The sequence below is a fragment of the Brevundimonas viscosa genome, assembly GCF_900116065.1.
GTDB classification, from domain to species: Bacteria; Pseudomonadota; Alphaproteobacteria; order Caulobacterales; family Caulobacteraceae; genus Brevundimonas; species Brevundimonas viscosa.
In genome coordinates, this window is sequence record NZ_FOZV01000009.1 from 48,149 (window position 1) to 63,866 (window position 15,718).

Annotated in this window: 15 protein-coding genes and 1 tRNA gene; 9 read left to right on the forward strand and 7 right to left on the reverse strand. The window is 71.2% G+C overall.

Annotation, left to right across the window (positions count from 1 at the left end; translation table 11 throughout):
• Positions 1–91: 91 nt before the first annotated feature.
• Complete coding sequence (locus tag BM333_RS13880) at positions 92–1,630, reverse strand: amidase (protein ID WP_092312971.1); 1,539 nt, start codon at positions 1,628–1,630, stop codon at positions 92–94.
• Positions 1,564–3,822, reverse strand: a complete 2,259-nt coding sequence (locus BM333_RS13885; RefSeq protein WP_092313136.1) for a S9 family peptidase — start codon at positions 3,820–3,822, stop codon at positions 1,564–1,566. The genes BM333_RS13880 and BM333_RS13885 overlap by 67 nt, the downstream gene beginning before the upstream one ends.
• A 121-nt stretch (positions 3,823–3,943) precedes the next feature.
• Here BM333_RS13885 and BM333_RS13890 point away from each other — a divergent pair, with 121 nt between their 5' ends.
• Positions 3,944–4,759 (forward strand): ferredoxin--NADP reductase, encoded by an 816-nt coding sequence (locus BM333_RS13890; protein ID WP_092312974.1) that lies wholly within the window; start codon positions 3,944–3,946, stop codon positions 4,757–4,759.
• On the forward strand, positions 4,731–5,096 hold the full coding sequence (locus tag BM333_RS13895) for a chorismate mutase (protein ID WP_092312977.1): 366 nt from the start codon (positions 4,731–4,733) through the stop codon (positions 5,094–5,096). The genes BM333_RS13890 and BM333_RS13895 overlap by 29 nt, the downstream gene beginning before the upstream one ends.
• 27 nt (positions 5,097–5,123) lie before the next feature.
• Here the strand turns inward: BM333_RS13895 and BM333_RS13900 are convergent, their stop codons facing one another.
• Genes BM333_RS13900 through BM333_RS13910 form a run of 3 tightly spaced genes read right to left on the reverse strand, consistent with a single transcriptional unit; the run spans position 5,124 to position 7,428 of the window.
• Complete coding sequence (locus BM333_RS13900; RefSeq protein ID WP_092312980.1) at positions 5,124–5,645, reverse strand: hypothetical protein; 522 nt, start codon at positions 5,643–5,645, stop codon at positions 5,124–5,126.
• Entirely contained in the window at positions 5,642–5,992 is a 351-nt protein-coding gene (locus tag BM333_RS13905) for an Hpt domain-containing protein (protein WP_092312983.1), read from the reverse strand. The genes BM333_RS13900 and BM333_RS13905 overlap by 4 nt, the downstream gene beginning before the upstream one ends.
• A complete protein-coding gene (locus BM333_RS13910; RefSeq protein ID WP_092312986.1) occupies positions 5,992–7,428 on the reverse strand; it encodes an amino acid permease in 1,437 nt (478 codons plus the stop codon). Before BM333_RS13910 ends, BM333_RS13905 begins: the two co-directional genes overlap by 1 nt.
• Before the next feature lie 159 nt (positions 7,429–7,587).
• Between BM333_RS13910 and BM333_RS13915 the strand changes: the two genes are divergently transcribed.
• The 5 genes from BM333_RS13915 (at position 7,588) to BM333_RS13935 (ending at position 12,241) form a co-directional block, all read left to right on the forward strand.
• A tRNA-Lys gene (locus BM333_RS13915) sits at positions 7,588–7,663 on the forward strand.
• A 153-nt stretch (positions 7,664–7,816) separates the two neighbouring features.
• Positions 7,817–9,283, forward strand: a complete 1,467-nt coding sequence (locus BM333_RS13920) for a vWA domain-containing protein (protein ID WP_092312990.1) — start codon at positions 7,817–7,819, stop codon at positions 9,281–9,283.
• Positions 9,284–9,486: 203 nt separating this feature from the next.
• Positions 9,487–11,418 (forward strand): hybrid sensor histidine kinase/response regulator, encoded by a 1,932-nt coding sequence (locus tag BM333_RS13925; protein ID WP_092312994.1) that lies wholly within the window; start codon positions 9,487–9,489, stop codon positions 11,416–11,418.
• Between the two features lie 131 nt (positions 11,419–11,549).
• The gene (locus BM333_RS13930; protein WP_092312997.1) at positions 11,550–11,864 is read left to right on the forward strand and encodes an autorepressor SdpR family transcription factor; all 315 of its coding nucleotides are present in this window, start codon (positions 11,550–11,552) and stop codon (positions 11,862–11,864) included.
• The gene (locus BM333_RS13935; protein ID WP_245777287.1) at positions 11,861–12,241 is read left to right on the forward strand and encodes an ammonium transporter; all 381 of its coding nucleotides are present in this window, start codon (positions 11,861–11,863) and stop codon (positions 12,239–12,241) included. Before BM333_RS13930 ends, BM333_RS13935 begins: the two co-directional genes overlap by 4 nt.
• A 3-nt stretch (positions 12,242–12,244) precedes the next feature.
• Here BM333_RS13935 and BM333_RS13940 read toward each other — a convergent pair whose 3' ends face one another.
• A complete protein-coding gene (locus BM333_RS13940) occupies positions 12,245–13,120 on the reverse strand; it encodes an MBL fold metallo-hydrolase (RefSeq protein WP_092313000.1) in 876 nt (291 codons plus the stop codon).
• A gap of 93 nt (positions 13,121–13,213) precedes the next feature.
• On the opposite strand from BM333_RS13940, the gene BM333_RS13945 reads away from it, so the two are divergent.
• Together BM333_RS13945 and BM333_RS13950 are read left to right on the forward strand one after the other, a co-directional pair.
• Positions 13,214–13,528 carry a rhodanese-like domain-containing protein gene (locus tag BM333_RS13945; RefSeq protein ID WP_092313003.1) on the forward strand — a complete coding sequence of 105 codons (315 nt, stop codon included), beginning with the start codon at positions 13,214–13,216 and terminating at the stop codon, positions 13,526–13,528.
• Positions 13,529–13,539: 11 nt separating this feature from the next.
• On the forward strand, positions 13,540–14,319 hold the full coding sequence (locus BM333_RS13950; RefSeq protein ID WP_092313006.1) for a sulfite exporter TauE/SafE family protein: 780 nt from the start codon (positions 13,540–13,542) through the stop codon (positions 14,317–14,319).
• Here the strand turns inward: BM333_RS13950 and BM333_RS13955 are convergent.
• A complete protein-coding gene (locus BM333_RS13955) occupies positions 14,316–15,659 on the reverse strand; it encodes an MFS transporter (RefSeq protein ID WP_092313009.1) in 1,344 nt (447 codons plus the stop codon). The genes BM333_RS13950 and BM333_RS13955 overlap by 4 nt on opposite strands.
• Positions 15,660–15,718 lie beyond the last annotated feature (59 nt).

A 15,718-nucleotide genomic window follows, 5' to 3' on the forward strand; every position in this document is an offset into this window, starting at 1 on the left:
CACGCGGCGGCCTCCGGAAGCTGCAAACGGGACGCCGGGCGGGGGAACGGGAGCTGCATTCCGCCTCAACGGCGCCGCTCGTCCTTGGTTGCTAATGGACCGTCGCCCCCGGCGGACGCCGCGCCAGCGTCCGCTGCTCGAAGGCGTGGCCCAGCGACAGCACCTTCGCATCCTCCCACTTGCCGGCGATGAAGCTGATCCCCACCGGCATGCCGCGGTCGAAACCCATCGGCACGGTCAGGTGCGGATAGCCCGCCACCGCCGCCAGCCGGCTGGCCGAGCCCTGCATGTCGTCCTCGTCCTCGCGATCGTTGGTCCACGCCCGCGAGGTGGTGGGGGCGACAAGCGCCACGACCTGATGCTCCGCCATCATCCGGTCGATGCCCTCCGGCCCCGCCGCGCGCAGCGAGTTCGTCCGCGCCTCGACATACTCGGGATCGTCCAGCCCGCCGGTCGCCTCGGCCCGCTCGAACAGGTCCTGGCCGAACAGCACGGTTTCGCGCGGCTCGGCGGCGTTGAAGGCGATGACGTCGGCCAGGGTCCGCGTCCGCACCTGGGCCGGGTTCGTCGAGGCGAGATAGAGGTTGAGGTCGTGCTTCAGCTCGGTCAGCAGCACGGTCAGCTCCCAGCCGCCGATGCGGCGGAAATCCGCCGGCGCCTCGGTAATGTCGACGATCTCCGCCCCGGCGTCCCGCATCGCCCGCAGCGCCGTCTCGAACGCCGCCCGCGTCTCCTCCGAATAGTTCGGCAGCAGGAAGCGCATCACCCCGATCCGCGCCCCGCGCAGGCTGTCGGCGTCCAGCGCCGCCGCATAGTCGACCTTGCGCGCGTCGGCCTCGGCCGTGGCCGGGTCCATCGGGTCGCTGCCGGCGATCACCGTCAGCACCCGCGCCGCGTCCTCGACCGTGGTCGCCATCGGTCCGGCGGTGTCCTGCGAATGACTGATCGGCACGATGTGCGTGCGGCTGACCAGTCCCACCGTCGGCTTGAACCCGACCACCCCCGTGACCGAGGCCGGGCAGGTGATCGAGCCGTCCGTCTCCGTCCCGATCGCCACCGGGACCAGTCCGATGGCCACCGCCACCGCGCTGCCCGAGGACGAGCCGCACGGCGTCCGCTCGGGATCGTACGGGTTGCGGGTCTGACCGCCCACGGCGCTCCAGCCGCTGATCGATTCCGACGAGCGGATATTGGCCCACTCCGACAGGTTGGCCTTGCCGATGATGATCGCCCCCGCCGCGCGCAGGCGCGCCGCCAGCGGCGCGTCCCGGCCGGGGGCGTTGTGCGAAAGCGCCAGCGAGCCGGCGGTCGTCGGCATGTCGGCGGTCTCGATGTTGTCCTTGAGCAGGATGGGCATGCCCGCGAGCGGCCCACCCGCCGCCGGCGCGACGGCGAGCGCGGTCGGGCTCACCAGCAGCACGCTGTTGGCCGCGACGTCGGGCATGCCGCGGTCCAGCCGGGCGATCCGCTCGACGGCGGCCGCAGCGGCCGGCGATCCGGGACCCGCGCTGACGTCGGGCGACGGCCCGCCGGCGCAGGCGCCGAGCCCGGCGAGAGCGGCGATCAGTCCTGCGCGGACGGCGCCCTTGAGCCGATCGTGCGGTCGAGGAAGTCGAGATAGGTTCGCCATTGGTGCAGTTGCCTCGGATTGCCCCGGATGCCGTGACGCTGGCCGGGATAGAGCATGGTCTCGAACGGGAGGCTCGCCTCCTGCAGCGCGTTCAGCACCCGCGTGGTGTTCTCGAAGATGACGTTGTCGTCGGCCATGCCGTGCAGCAGCAGCAGGCGGCCGGTCATCCGGTCCAGCTGGCTGACCACGTCCGAGGCGGCGTAGCCGTCGGGATTGGCCTGCGGCGTCGACATGAACCGCTCGGTGTAGTGGGTGTCGTACAGGCTCCAGTCGGTGACCGGCGCGCCCGAGATGGCCGAGGCCAGCCCCATCTCCGGCTCGGTGAGCATGTGCAGGGTCATGAAGCCGCCGTAGCTCCAGCCCATGGCCGAGATGCGGTCGTCGTCCACGAACGGCAGCGACCTCAGATAGTTGGCGCCAATCACCTGATCCTCGATCTCAGGTTGCCCCATCTTCAGGTAAAGCGCCTCCTTGAAGGCCGCCGACCGGTCGCCCTCGCCGCGGTTGTCGAGGCGGAAGACCACGTAGCCCGCCTCCGTCAACAGTTGATTGGTCAGCGGCTGCCAGGCCCGCCGCACCCCGCCCCCGGACGGCCCGCCGTACACCTGCATCACCACCGGATAGCTCTTCGACGGGTCGAAACCCGGCGGCGTGGTCATCTGCCAGACCAGGGTCTCGCCCGCGCTCTCCAGCGTCCCGAACTGCGGCGTCTGCCGACGCGAGGCGTAGGGGTAATAGGGGTGGCTCTCGTCCAGCCGGTTCTCCTCGATCCAGCGCACGAAGGTCCCGTCGGCCCGGTACAGACCGGATTGCGGCGGCGTCGCTGGGTCGGAGTAGTTGCCGACGTAGGCCGTTCCCGTCCGGTTCATCGACGCCGACCACCAGCCGCCCGCCGGCGTCACCGCCACCGGCTCGACCGTGTCGGTCAGCGAGGCGCGGAACAGCTGCTGCTCGATCGGCAGCTCCCGGCCGTCGCGCATCGAGGCGGTGAAGAACACCTCGCCGGTCTGCTGGTTGACCCCCTCCAGCGCCTTGACGGCGTACTCGCCCCGGGTGATCGGCCGGACCAGCCGCCCGTCGCGATCGTACAGATGCAGGTGCTTCCAGCCCGACTCCTGGGACGACCAGATGAAGTTCCCGTCTTCCAGCGCCTTGAAGTCGTGGCCCAGCGGAACCCAGGCGTCCGAGCGCTGGGTCAGGATCACCCGGCTCGCGCCGGTGGCCGGATCGACGCTCAACAGGTCCAGCCTCTTCTGGTCGCGCGACTGGCGCTGGACGTAGAGCGTCCGCCCGTCCGCCGACCAGTTCACCCGCGCCAGATAGATGTCGGCGTTGTCGCCCAGGTCGACCCTGGTCCGCCGGCCGCTCTCGCGGTCATGCACATACAGCTCGACCACCGCGTTCGGCCGCCCGGCGCGCGGGTAGCGCTGCTCGATCACCGTCGCCCCGCCGCCGGTGATGTCCAGCCGCGGGATCACGTCCACGGTCGACTCGTCGGTCCGCTGCAGGGCGATGTAGCGCTCGTCCGGGCTCCACCAGTAGCCGGTGTCGCGGTCCATCTCCTCCTGGGCGATGAACTCGGCCGTGGCCCAGGTGACCAGCCCCTCGCCGTCGGTGGTGATCGGCGTCTCGCGCCCGCTGGCCAGGTCGTAGACCACCAGATCCTGGTCCCGCACCCACGAGACGAAGTTGCCGTCCGGCGACACCTTGGCGTCGATCTCGTCCGCCTCGGTCTCGGTCAGCCGGCGCACCGCCCCGCCCTCCCGCTCCGCCAGAAAGACATCGCCCTCCAGCGGCGCGAGAATGTAGCGACCCTGCTCGTCCCACGAATATTCGACCACGCCGCGGGCGCTGATCCGCATCCGCTCGCGCCGGGCCTTCTCGGCCTCCGACAGCTCGCCGGCGTCGGGGACCAGCGCCCGCGCGTCGATCAGCTTGAACGGCTCCCCCTCTCCCGTCGGCGCCGCCCACAGGTCCTGCACGTCGACGTCGTCCTCCCGCGAGCGCAGGAATGCCACCAGTTCGCCGTCCGGCGACAGCGACACCCCCTTGGCCACCGGACCGGACAGGGCGGGATCGGCGAACACCCGCTCCGGCGTCAGGATGGCGGACGCCGGCGCCTCCTGGGCCGCGGCCGCCAGCGGCGACAGGGTGGCGAAGAGGACGGTCGAGGCGAGAAGAATGTTGCGCATGGCGGCGACGCTAGAGGCGAATTCCGTCGCCGTCATCCCCTGCGTGACGCCGCGGTTCCTGCCGCGGGCGCGACGCCGGCAACCCTTTCCCCCGGCCGCCGCACCTCCTAATAAGCGCTCGATGACCGACGTCGCCGTCTCCGCCCCGCCCGCCAAGGCGTCCCCCTTCCACGAGCTGAAGGTGCTGTGGGTCCACCACTGGACCGACCAGTTGTTCAGCTTCCGCGTCGAGCGCCCGGAGGACTTCCGTTTCCGCTCGGGCGAGTTCGTCATGATCGGCCTGCCCGGCGAAGGCGGCGGCAAGCCGATCCTGCGCGCCTACTCCATCGCCTCGCCGCAGTGGGACGAGCAGCTCGAGTTCCTGTCGATCAAGGTGCCCGACGGCCCCCTCACCTCCCGCCTGCAGAAGATCCGCCCCGGCGACACGGTGCTGATGGGCAAGAAGCCCACTGGCACCCTGGTGCTGGACGCCCTGACCGGCGGCGAGCGCCTGTGGCTGATCGGCACCGGCACCGGCCTCGCCCCCTGGCTCAGCGTGGCCCGCGACCCGGAAACCTACAGCCGCTTCGGCCAGGTCGTCGTGTGCCATACGGTTCGCACCGTGGCCGACCTCATCTACCGCGAATTCCTCACCTCGGGGATCCACGACGATCCCCTCATCGGGGACGAGGCGAAGGCGCAGCTGACCTACTACCCCACCGTCACCCGCGAGCCGTTCGAGACGCCCGGCCGGATCACCGACCGCATCCGCTCCGGCGACCTGTTCCGCGACCTCGGCCTGCCGGAAGGCTTCTCGCCCGAACGGGACCGGGTGATGCTGTGCGGCTCCATGGCCATGATCAAGGAGACGGCCGAGCTGCTGGAAGGCTACGGCCTGAAGGAGGGTTCGAACGCCGAGCCCGGCGACTATGTGCTGGAGCGCGCCTTTGTCGGCTGAAGTGAAGGACGCCCCCGTCGCCATCGCCGTCGACGCCCGCGTCGCCCCCGAGGCCTGCGCCTCCATGGCCGAGGTCCGCCACGGCGTCGACGCCCTCGACCGCGCCCTCGTCGTCCTGCTGGCCGAGCGCCAGCGCTACATGGACGCCGCCGCCCGCATCAAGCCGAGCCGCGACGTGGTCCACGACGACGCCCGCATCGAGGACGTGGTCCAGAAGGTGCTCGCCGCCGCCGGCCCCGCCGGCCTGTCCCCGGCCATCGCCGAACCGGTCTGGCGCACCCTCATCGACCGCTGCATCGCCCACGAGCTCGCCGCTTGGGACCGCACGCGGACCTGAAACGCGCCGTTCGGCCCGTCACGCCTCCTACGAGGAGGCAGCCGCCGCAGCGAGACGCCGCCGGGCCCCGAGCATCCAGAATGCCCGTTGCGCCGTCCGGCCCGCGACCAGGGCAGAGATCCCGATCGCCATCCCGCCGGCCACGGCGTCGGCGGACGGCACGAACCCGGCCCATACCTCGAGGCCGAACCTCGTGGCGAACACGGCCATATAGGTCGCCAGCGGCTCGGGCGTGCCGTGGAACAGGAAGCGACCGTCATCCAGTGGCTCGATCCGCTCGCTCGAAAACGCCCGCGCCGACGCCCAGCCCAGCCCGAGACAGCCCAGCAGCGCAGCCCCTCCGACGAAGGCGGAATGCGCCTCGGCATAGGAAGCGAGATTGAACAGGCCCCAGACGAAGAAGGCCGACGGGGCGAGGAACGCCAGCAGCGGGCGCCGCGCCCGGGACTTCAGCCGGCGAACCCCGAGCACGACCAGCAGGACCAGGACGGCGTAGGCGCACCACGGCGTGGCGGCCACGACCAGACCGGCATAGTCGGCAAATGTCACCGCAGCGATCTCAGCATCAGCTCGTGCCGGTAGGCCGCCACGTCGGCCAGCGCCGCCTCCAGCGCATCCCGCACCCGCTCCAGCAGCGGAGGCGCCTCGGGCTTGGCCGCCGCCTCGGCCGTCTGGCAGGCCGTCGCCAGCGCCGCCGCCCCGATCCCCGCCGCGGCGCCGCGGAGGGTGTGCACCGCGTCGCGCCAGCCGTCCTCGCGCACGTCCAGCAGCGGCGACCACAGCCCCGCCTGTTGCACGAACAGGCCCAGCACCTCCTCGGTGATCGCGTCGTCGCCGCCGGTCATCCGCTCCAGCACGGCGAAGTCGACCGCGCCCGACAGGTCCCGGCGCGCCATCAGGCCTCGGCCTCCTCGCCCTTGGCCAGCCGCGTGTTGCGCCGCGCGAACACCAGGTAGAGCACCAGACCCGCCGCATTCCAGGTGAGGAAGTTGACCTGGGTCGAGACCGGCAGGCTGACGAACAGATACAGGCAGCCGAGGATGGCTCCCAGCCCGACCACCGGCCACAGCGGGGCGCGGAACACCCGCTCGCGCTTCGGCTGCTGGATGCGCAGCACGATCAGCGAGGCGCCCACCGCGACGAAGGCCGCCAGCGTCCCGGCGTTGGCCAGCGCCGCCAGCTCGCCGAGGCTGAACAGGCCGGCGATGATCGCCATCAGGATCGCCGTCACGCCGGTCATCAGCACCGGCGAGCCGCGCTTCTCGCTGACCCGGGCCAGCTTGCGCGGCAGCATGCCGTCGCGGGCCATGACGAAGAACACCCGGCTCTGCCCGTACATGAAGGCCAGCAGCACCGTCGGCAGGGCCACGATGGCCGCCCCGGCGATCACCGTCGCCGCCGTATCGCTGCCCAGGGTGCGGGCGATGTGGGCCAGCGGCTCCGGCGAGGCGGCGAATTCGGTGAACGGCATGGCCCCCACTGCCGCGGCTGCGACCGCCAGGTAGATGATGATGCACACCACCATCGAGCCGACGATGCCGATGGTCAGGTCGCGGCCCGGGTTCTTGGTCTCCTCGGCCGCCGTCGACACGGCGTCGAAGCCATAGAAGGCGAAGAAGATGATCGCCGCCGCCGCCATCACCCCGACCTCGACCCCCTCGGCGTCCAGCGACTTGCCGAAGCCGAACGGCATGAAGGGCTGCAGGTTGGCCGGATCGAAGTGCGGGGCGGCGATGGCCACGAAGGCCGCCAGGGCCAGCACCTTCACCGCCACCAGCACGGCGTTGACGGTGGCGCTCTCGCGGGTGCCCAGCATCAGCATTCCGGCCACCACCCCGACGATGGCCACCGCGGGCAGGTTGACCAGTCCGGGCGTCTCGCTCCCGAACGGGCCTGTCGTCAGCCAGACGGGAAGGCCGAGGCCGACGCTCTCCAGGAAGCCGCTGAAATAGCCTGACCAGCCGACCGCCACCGCCGACACCACCAGCGAGTATTCGAGGATCAGGCTCCACCCGATCACCCAAGCCAGCAGCTCGCCCAGGGCCACATAGCTGTAGGTGTAGGCGCTGCCCGAGGCCGGCATCATCGCCGCCAGCTCGGCGTAGGCCAGGGCGGCGAACACGCACACCAGCCCGGCGATGACGAAGGCCAGCATCACCGCCGGCCCCGCCTTGGCCGCGCCGACCCCGATGAGGGTGTAGATGCCGGTGCCGACGATGGCCCCGACGCCCAGCGCGATCAGGTGCGGCCAGCCCAGCGTCTTCTTCAGCGCGGGCCCGTCGTGCGGCGCGTTCATGGCGTCGATCGAGCGCCGGCGGTTCCAGAAGGCCATGGTCGTCGTCCCCCCGCCGCCTCCCGCGGCTGATTCCGCGACCCTAGCCGCTCGCGCGCCAAACCGGAACGACCACGGAAAAGCCGCTTGCGTTCCGCCGGCCGAGCCTCTATGTCCCGCCCCTCGCCGCCTCCGGGCGCGCGAGACGACGACCGGTCCGGGTGATTAGCTCAGTTGGTAGAGCAGCTGACTCTTAATCAGCGGGTCGTAGGTTCGAACCCTACATCACCCACCATCGTCCCTCCCCTCCGCCCACCTTCGCGGCGCCCGATCCGGCCCCGGGCCCGTGCGCGCGCCGGCCGGCGCCATCTCTTAAGCTTCACGTGCCAGACTGCCGGCCCTCGAGCGCGCCCGCAGCGGCCGCCGGGCGGGAGAGACGGGAGTGGGGATGAGCATGTGGGCGGATCTGTTCCGGCGCTGGCGGCGCTCCGAGGCCGGCAACGTGGCCATGATCTTCGCCCTCGCCCTGCCGGTGCTGATCGTCGCCGGCGGCGCCGCGCTGGACCTGCAGCGCGCCTCGGTGGCCCGTTCGGCGGCCCAGGACGCCGCCGACGCCGCCGTGCTCGCCGCCGCGGCCTCACGCACCCAGGACCTCGGGGCCATGACCGGGGTGGTGCGCAACTACCTCGTCGAGAACCTCGACGACCGCTACCTCGACGGCCAGCCGGTCAGCACGGTCGACCGGCCCCGCGAGGCCCACGTGCGGGTGCGGCTGGAGGGCGCGGCGCCGACCATGTTCCTCGGCCTCATCGGCATCGCCGAGATGCCGGTGGTGGTCTCGGCCACCGCCACGCGCGGCGCCGCCGAGGAGATCGAACTGGCCCTGGTGCTCGACAACACCTGGTCGATGTCCGACCGCGACGCCAGCGGCACGCGCAAGATCGACGCCCTGAAGTCGGCCGCCCGCCTGCTCGTCAACGAGCTGATGCAGGACGGCGGCGGCAAGGTGCGCGTCGCGGTGGTGCCCTACGCCGACTACGTCAACGTCGGGACGTCCAACCGCAGCCAGCCCTGGGTGTCGGTGCCCGCCGACTACAGCACCACCTCGGCGCGCACCTGCCAGACCATCACCAGCGAGCGGCGCTGCACCCGCGGCGCCCCGCGCACCTGCACCCGCTACGTCGACGGCGTGCGCGAAAGCTACGACTGCACCCCCTCCACCTGCACCAACCACCCGGTCACCCCCTACGAAAGGTGCACCGGCGGCGGGACCACCCGCTACCGCTGGTACGGCTGCGTCGCCTCGCGCACCGAGGGGATCATGCGCCTCAACGACAGCCAGCCGCAGAAACCCTACCCCGGCCTGCTGTCGACCAGCCAGAACTGCCTGACCCCGATCACCCCCCTGACCGACCGCCGCAATACGGTGCTCTCGGCCATCGACGCCCTGATCGTCAACGTCGGCGGCTACCGGCCGCTGACCTACATCCCGTCCGGCCTGATCTGGGGGGTCAACACCCTGTCGCCCACCGCCCCGTTCACCGACGGCGACCCTTATGACGCCGCCAACCGCAAGCCGCGCAAGATCCTCGTGCTGATGACCGACGGCGAGAACACCCTGCGCTTCGATCCCTCCAGCGGCCGCCATGTGACCCCGAGCACCAACGGGAACAGCGGCGCACAGCAGCTGCGCGCCACCAACGACGACACCGCCGCCATCTGCGACTACGCCCGCGCGAAGGACATGGAGGTGTTCACCGTCGCCCTCGCCGTGGGCTCGACCACGGCGCGCAACCTCCTCGAGGACTGCGCCACCGACGCCGACCACTATTTCGACGCCCGCGACACCGCGGCCCTGCGCGACTCCTTCGCCGCCATCGCCGCCTCGATCAACCGCGTGCGGCTGGTGGAGTAGGCCGCGCGTCGGACGGCCGCCCTGCTGCGGGATGGACCGCGGCGACGGAACCGGCGGCCGGCGGTCGCGTTCGCTGCTGTTGCGGAGCGCCCCGGGGCGGGTTGCGGGGCGCCCCGGGGCGGGCGGAGGATGAGTTTGACGACAGGATGCAACCCCGCCAGCCGACGACCGTCGGTGCGCGTCAGGTCAGGCGCGCGTTGACGATGGGCGGACAGCGCTCCATCAGCCCGGACTCCCGCCGGTACCAGCTACTCGTGGAGGCGATCGAGGACTACGCCATCTACATGCTCGACGCCGCCGGGCATGTGGTCAGCTGGAACCCCGGCGCCCAGCGCTTCAAGGGGTATGCGGCGGACGAGATTCTCGGAGCCCACTTCTCCCGCTTCTACACGCCCGAGGATCTCGCGACCGACCTTCCCGCTCGGGCGCTGAAGCAGGCGGCGGAGCAGGGCCGCTTCGAGCAGGAAGGCTGGCGGGTCCGCAAATCCGGCGAGCGCTTCTGGGCCCACGTGGTGATCGATCCGATCAGAAGCCCGTCCGGCGAGATCATCGGCTTCGCGAAGATCACCCGGGACCTCTCCGAGCGGAGGGCGGCCCAGGAAGCGCTGCGGCAGAGCGAGCAACAGTTCCGGCTTCTCGTCCAGAGCGTGACGGACTACGCGATCTACATGCTCAGCCCCGAAGGGGAGGTGACGAACTGGAACTCGGGTGCGGAGCGCATCAAGGGGTACCGCCCCGACGAGGTGATCGGGCGACATTTCTCGCTGTTCTACACCCCCGAGGACCAGGCGGCCGGGCTCCCCGATCTCATCCTTCGCACCGCCGCCGCGCGGGGCCGGGTCGAGCGGGAGGGGTGGCGCGTCCGCCGGGACGGGACGCGCTTCTGGGCCCACGTCGTCATACATGCCGTTCGCGGCGAGGGGGGCGAGCTGATCGGCTTCGCCAAGATCACGCGGGACGTCACCGAACGGATGAAGGCCGAGGAGGCGCTGGCGGCCACCCGGGAAGCCTTGTTCCAGTCGCAGAAGCTGGAGGCGATCGGCCAGCTTACCGGAGGCGTCGCCCACGACTTCAACAATCTTCTGACCGCCGTGCTCGGCAGCCTCGAACTGGTCCGCAAGCGGCTCGCCTGGGACCCGAGGGTTTCGCCCCTGCTGGACAACGCCGTCCAGGGAGCCCAGCGCGGCGCCGCCCTGACCCAGCGCATGCTGGCCTTCGCGCGGAAACAGGACCTTCAGCTTCAGCCGGTCGAACTCGGCGGGCTGGTCCGCGGCATGCTCGATTTCCTGCGCCGGACCATCGGCGGCCATATCGAGATCAACAACCACCTCGCGGCGTCCCTGCCCCGGGTGCAGACCGATCCGACGCAGCTTGAAAGCGCGCTGCTGAACCTCATGGTCAACGCCCGCGACGCCATGCCGGAGGGTGGCAGGGTCGACCTCTCCGCCGAGGTCTGCGAGGTCGGCGAGGACCGGCCGGGCCTGGAGCCCGGAAGTTACGTCCGCCTGCAGGTGCGCGACAACGGCCAGGGCATGGACGAAGCCACCTTGGCGAGGGCGGCCGAACCGTTCTTCACCACCAAGGGCGTGGGCCGCGGCACAGGCCTCGGCCTGCCGATGGTGCACGGCCTGATGGCCCAATCCGGCGGCGAGATGACGATCTCCAGCAAGCCGGGCGAAGGCGCCACCGTCGAGCTCTGGTTCCCGCTGGCGCCGGATCATCAGACGCCCGCCTCATCCCGACCGGAGACCAAAGGCCCCGCCCGCCCTGCCGGCCGTCGCAGCGTGCTTGTCGTCGACGACGACGATCTGGTCCTGGTCAACACCACCGCCCTTCTGGAGGATCTGGGCTACGAGGTGGCGGTGGCCAACTCCGGGCCTGAAGCTCTCGCCCTCGTGGCGCGTCGTCCGGAACTGGACGTGGTCCTGACCGACTTCGTCATGCCGAAGATGAACGGAGCCGTGCTGCGCGACGAAATCCGCAAGCTGCGCGCCGATCTCCCGGTCGTCATCACCTCCGGCTTCCCCGACCTCGAGACCCAGGGCGACGCCGCCCGGGGCTGCCTCCCGAAGCCCTTCACCCAGGACCAACTCCTCGCCCGGCTGGAACAGGAGCTGTCGTCGGCGACCGGCTGACGGGCCCGACTGCGAACCCCATCAGGGTCGATCCTTTCGGCGCTGCGGGCATGCCTCCCGCTCGAACGTCCCCGCCGGTCCGGGCTGACGAGCCCTTGACTCTCGTTTCGATATTTAGCTAAACATCGTCCATGAGCTCCGTCTTCAAGGCCCTGTCCGATCCCACCCGTCGCCGCGTGCTGCAGTTGCTGCGCGCGGGGCCGATGAGCGCGGGCGAGATCGCGGCGCGGTTCGAGGTGTCGAAGCCGACCATGTCGGCCCACTTCGCGGTGCTCAGGGAGGCCGACCTCGTCCATGCCGAGAAGGCCGGCAAGAGCGTGATCTACCATCTGAAGCTGTCGGTGCTTGAAGAGGCGCTGCTGGGCTTCGTCCATTCGTTCGGGGCGGGGGCCGAGGGGTCCCGGGCCGTTCCCGACGACATCCCCGACAAGGAGCCGGCGACATGAGCGAACTGAAATCGGAACTGGTCCCCAACCTCGTGATCGCCGGCGGCCTGGTCGCCGCGGCCCTGGCGGCGACGGCGGCGCGGCAGGCCGGCTGGATCGACGGCGATACGGCGACGCGCATCGTCATGGCCGGCACCGGGCTGATGCTGGCCTGGGTCGGCAACCGCATGCCCAAGCGCTTCGTCCCGGCGGCGCAGGCGCGGCGGGTCAACCGCGTCGGCGGCTGGTCGATGGCCCTCAGCGGCCTGGTCTACGGCGGCCTTTGGGCCTTCGCCCCCTTCGACGTCGCCCTGTGGGCCGGCTGCGCAGCGGTGGCCGCAGGCATGGCGGTGACCGTCGGCTACTGCCTGGCCGGGGCGCGGCGCTCGGCGGCCTGACGCCTACGCGCCGCCCGCCGCCTTCACCGGGATCTTCAGGTAGCGCACGCCGTTGGCCTCGGCCGGCGGGAAGCGGCCGGCGCGCATGTTCACCTGGATCGAGGGCAGCAGCAGCTTCGGCGCCGCCAGCCCGGCGTCGCGGGCGGTGCGCATGGCCACGAAGTCGTCCTCGCTGACCCCGTCGCGGACGTGCACGCTGTCCCGCCGCTGGGCGGCCACCGTGGTCTCCCAGGCGTAGTCGTCGCGACCGGGGGCCTTGTAGTCGTGGCACATGAACAGCCGCGTCTCCGCCGGCAGGTCCAGCAGGCGGCGGATCGAGCGGTACAGCTGGCGGGCGTCGCCGCCGGGGAAGTCGGCCCGGGCCGTGCCGTAGTCGGGCATGAACAGGGTGTCGCCCACGAACACCGCGTCGCCGATGCGGTAGCTGACGTCGGCCGGGGTGTGGCCGGGGGTGTGCAGCACCTCCACCTCCAGCTCGCCCAGGGCGAAGCGGTCGCCGTCGGCGAACAGCCGGTCGAAGTCGCCGCCGTCGGCGACCAGGTCGTCGGCCCCGAACACCGGCCGGAAGATGCGCTGCACGTCGCGGATGTGCTCGCCGATGCCGATGGCCGCGCCGGTGCGCGCCTTGAAGAAGGGCGCCCCGCTCAGGTGGTCGGCGTGCACGTGGGTCTCCAGCGCCCACACGATGTTCAGCCCCAGGCGCTCCGCCTCGGCGAGGATGGCGGCGGCCGAGCGGGTGTCGAAGGCGCCGGTGGCCGGATCGTAGTCCAGCACCGGGTCGATCACCGCCGCCTGCCGGGCGGCCGGGTCGGCGACGAGGTAGCTGACGGTGTGGGTCGGTTCGTCGAAGAAGGCGTGGATCTCGGGTCGGGCGGTCATCGGGGGCTCCCTGAAGGGGTTCGCTGTTGACGGATATATTAGCACTTCCTAATTTACAGCAAGTCCCTCCACCCTCCCCTACCGGAGAACCTCATGACCGCCCGACCCATCACCCCCAAGGACGCCGCCCGCCTCGTCGAACAGGGCGCCGTGCTCGTCGACATCCGCGAGCCCGAGGAATGCGCCCTCGTCATCGCCGGCGCCCGCTCCGCCCCCCTGTCCACGGGCGCCCGCGGCGTCGAGGCCGAGCCCGGCCGGCCGGTGATCTTTCACTGCCGCAGCGGGGCCCGCACCCGCATGAACGCCGGAACCCTCGTCGGAGCCGTGGCCAGCGACGACATCTACCTGCTCGAGGGCGGCATCGACGGCTGGCGCGCCGCCGGCCTGCCGGTCCAGCCGGGCCGCTGACGGAGGCCGGCATGGACCTGCTCCCTTCCATCCTCGCCGTGGGCTCCGGCTCGCTGGTCGGCTTCTCGCTCGGCCTCGTCGGCGGGGGTGGATCGGTGCTGGCCGTGCCGCTTCTCGTCTACCTGGTCGGCATCACCAACCCCCACGTGGCCATCGGCACCAGCGCCGTGGCGGTGGCCGCCAACGCCCTGCTCAACCTCATGAACCATGCCCGCGCCGGGGCGGTGAAGTGGCGCTGCGCCGCCGTCTTCACCGTCGCCGGCGTGCTCGGCGCCCTCGTCGGCGCCTGGTTCGGCCGCCAGGTCGACGGCGAGAAACTGCTGGCCCTGTTCGCGTTGCTGATGATGGTCGTCGCCGGCCTGATGCTGCGCGGCCGCAAGGGCGAGGGCCTCGCCGGGGTCCGCCTCGGCCGCGACAACCTGCCGAAGCTGGTCGGCTTCGGCCTCGGCACGGGTTTGCTGTCGGGCTTCTTCGGGATCGGCGGCGGCTTCCTGATCGTGCCCGGCCTGATCGCCGCCACCGGCATGCCGATCCTCAACGCCATGGCCTCGTCGCTGCTGGCGGTCACCGGCTTCGGCGTCACCACCGCCTCCAGCTACGCCGCGGCCGGACTGGTGAACTGGCCCGTCGCCGGCCTGTTCGTGGCCGGCGGCATGGGTGGCGGCCTGCTCGGGGCCCGCGCCGCCCGCAGCCTCGGCCGTCGCCGCGGCGCCCTCAACCTGCTGTTCGCCGGCCTGATCTTCGTCGTGGCGATCTACATGCTGGTCCGCACCGCCGGCGCCTTCCTCTAGCGGCCGCCGGCCTCCAGCCGCTGCAGGTCGGCGGCGTCGATCGCCGCCAGCGAGGCGCCCCGGCTCTCGCGCATGATCAGGGCCGCGACCAGGCTGACCGCCCCCGCCGCGAGGATGTACCAGGCGATCGGAACCCAGGAATCGTACTGTCGCAGCAGCGCCGTGCCGATCAGCGGCGCCCAGCTGCCGGCCACGATGGCGGTCACCTGGTAGCCCAGCGACACCCCCGAATAGCGCATCCGCGTCGGGAACATCTCGGTCATGATCGCCGGCTGCGCCGCGTACATCAGCCCGTGCACCGCCAGCCCCAGCATGATCGCCCCGAGGATCATCGCCGTGCCGCCGGTGTCGAACATCGGAAAGGCGACGAACGGCCAGACCAGCGTCAGCGCCGCCCCGGCCAGGTACACCGGCCGCCGGCCCACCCGGTCCGCCGCCCGCCCGACGAAGGGGATCACCACCACGTGCAGGATGTGGGCGAGGAACAGCAGCGCCAGGATGCGCGTCGTGTCCACCTCGCGGTGGTGGAGGTAGGTGATCGAGAAGGTGACCACCATGTAGTAGAGGATGTTCTCGCCGAACCGCAGGCCCATGGCGGTGAACACCCCGCGCGGCTCCCGCCGGAACACCTCGGTCAGGCCGTAGCCGGCCGCGGCCCGCTGCTCCGCCTCCTCCCGCGCCTTGGTGAAGATCGGCGAGTCCGTCACCTGGGTGCGGATGTAGTAGCCGACGGCGATGATCACGACCGACAGCCAGAAGCCGATGCGCCAGCCCCAGGCCAGAAAGTCGGCCTCGCTCAGCAGCGCCGACAGGGCCAGCATCACCACCGTGGCCAGCAGGTTGCCCACCGGCACCGCCGCCTGCGGGAAGCTGCCCCAGAAGGCCCGGCTGCGGTTGGGGCTGTGCTCGGTCACCAGCAGCACCGCCCCGCCCCACTCGCCGCCCAGGGCGAAGCCCTGGATGAAGCGCAGCGTCACCAGCAGGACGGGCGCCAGGTAGCCGATCGAGGCGAAGCTGGGCAGGCAGCCCATCAGGAAGGTCGAGGCGCCGATCAGCAGCAGCGAAAACTGCAGCAGCGACTTCCGCCCCACCCTGTCGCCGATGTGTCCGAACACCACCCCGCCCAGCGGCCGCGCGATGAAGCCCACGGCATAGGTGGCGAAGGCGGCGATGATGCCGTCCAGCTCGTTGCCGGTCTGCGGGAAGAACAGCTGCCCGAACACCAGGGTGGCGGCGGTGCCGTAGAGGAAGAACTCGTACCACTCGACCACCGTCCCGGCCATCGAGGCGCCGACCACCTTGCGCAGATAGGGCAGGTCGGCGGTCTGTTCGTGCTGCATCGGGCTCCCCTCCGGACAGTCTCCCTGCATGCGCCATGGCCGCCGGCCGCTCAAGTCCC

Excerpts from the sequence above, each read along its gene's own strand:
- BM333_RS13880 (WP_092312971.1), bottom strand. The coding sequence starts at position 1,630 with ATGGCGAACCTATCTCGACTTCCTCGACCGCACGATCGGCTCAAGGGC.
- BM333_RS13885 (WP_092313136.1), bottom strand. The coding sequence starts at position 3,822 with ATGCGCAACATTCTTCTCGCCTCGACCGTCCTCTTCGCCACCCTGTCG.
- BM333_RS13890 (WP_092312974.1), top strand. The coding sequence starts at position 3,944 with ATGACCGACGTCGCCGTCTCCGCCCCGCCCGCCAAGGCGTCCCCCTTC.
- BM333_RS13895 (WP_092312977.1), top strand. The coding sequence starts at position 4,731 with ATGTGCTGGAGCGCGCCTTTGTCGGCTGAAGTGAAGGACGCCCCCGTC.
- BM333_RS13905 (WP_092312983.1), bottom strand. The coding sequence starts at position 5,992 with ATGGCGCGCCGGGACCTGTCGGGCGCGGTCGACTTCGCCGTGCTGGAG.
- BM333_RS13910 (WP_092312986.1), bottom strand. The coding sequence starts at position 7,428 with ATGGCCTTCTGGAACCGCCGGCGCTCGATCGACGCCATGAACGCGCCG.
- BM333_RS13920 (WP_092312990.1), top strand. The coding sequence starts at position 7,817 with ATGAGCATGTGGGCGGATCTGTTCCGGCGCTGGCGGCGCTCCGAGGCC.
- BM333_RS13925 (WP_092312994.1), top strand. The coding sequence starts at position 9,487 with ATGGGCGGACAGCGCTCCATCAGCCCGGACTCCCGCCGGTACCAGCTA.
- BM333_RS13930 (WP_092312997.1), top strand. The coding sequence starts at position 11,550 with ATGAGCTCCGTCTTCAAGGCCCTGTCCGATCCCACCCGTCGCCGCGTG.
- BM333_RS13935 (WP_245777287.1), top strand. The coding sequence starts at position 11,861 with ATGAGCGAACTGAAATCGGAACTGGTCCCCAACCTCGTGATCGCCGGC.
- BM333_RS13940 (WP_092313000.1), bottom strand. The coding sequence starts at position 13,120 with ATGACCGCCCGACCCGAGATCCACGCCTTCTTCGACGAACCGACCCAC.
- BM333_RS13945 (WP_092313003.1), top strand. The coding sequence starts at position 13,214 with ATGACCGCCCGACCCATCACCCCCAAGGACGCCGCCCGCCTCGTCGAA.
- BM333_RS13950 (WP_092313006.1), top strand. The coding sequence starts at position 13,540 with ATGGACCTGCTCCCTTCCATCCTCGCCGTGGGCTCCGGCTCGCTGGTC.
- BM333_RS13955 (WP_092313009.1), bottom strand. The coding sequence starts at position 15,659 with ATGCAGCACGAACAGACCGCCGACCTGCCCTATCTGCGCAAGGTGGTC.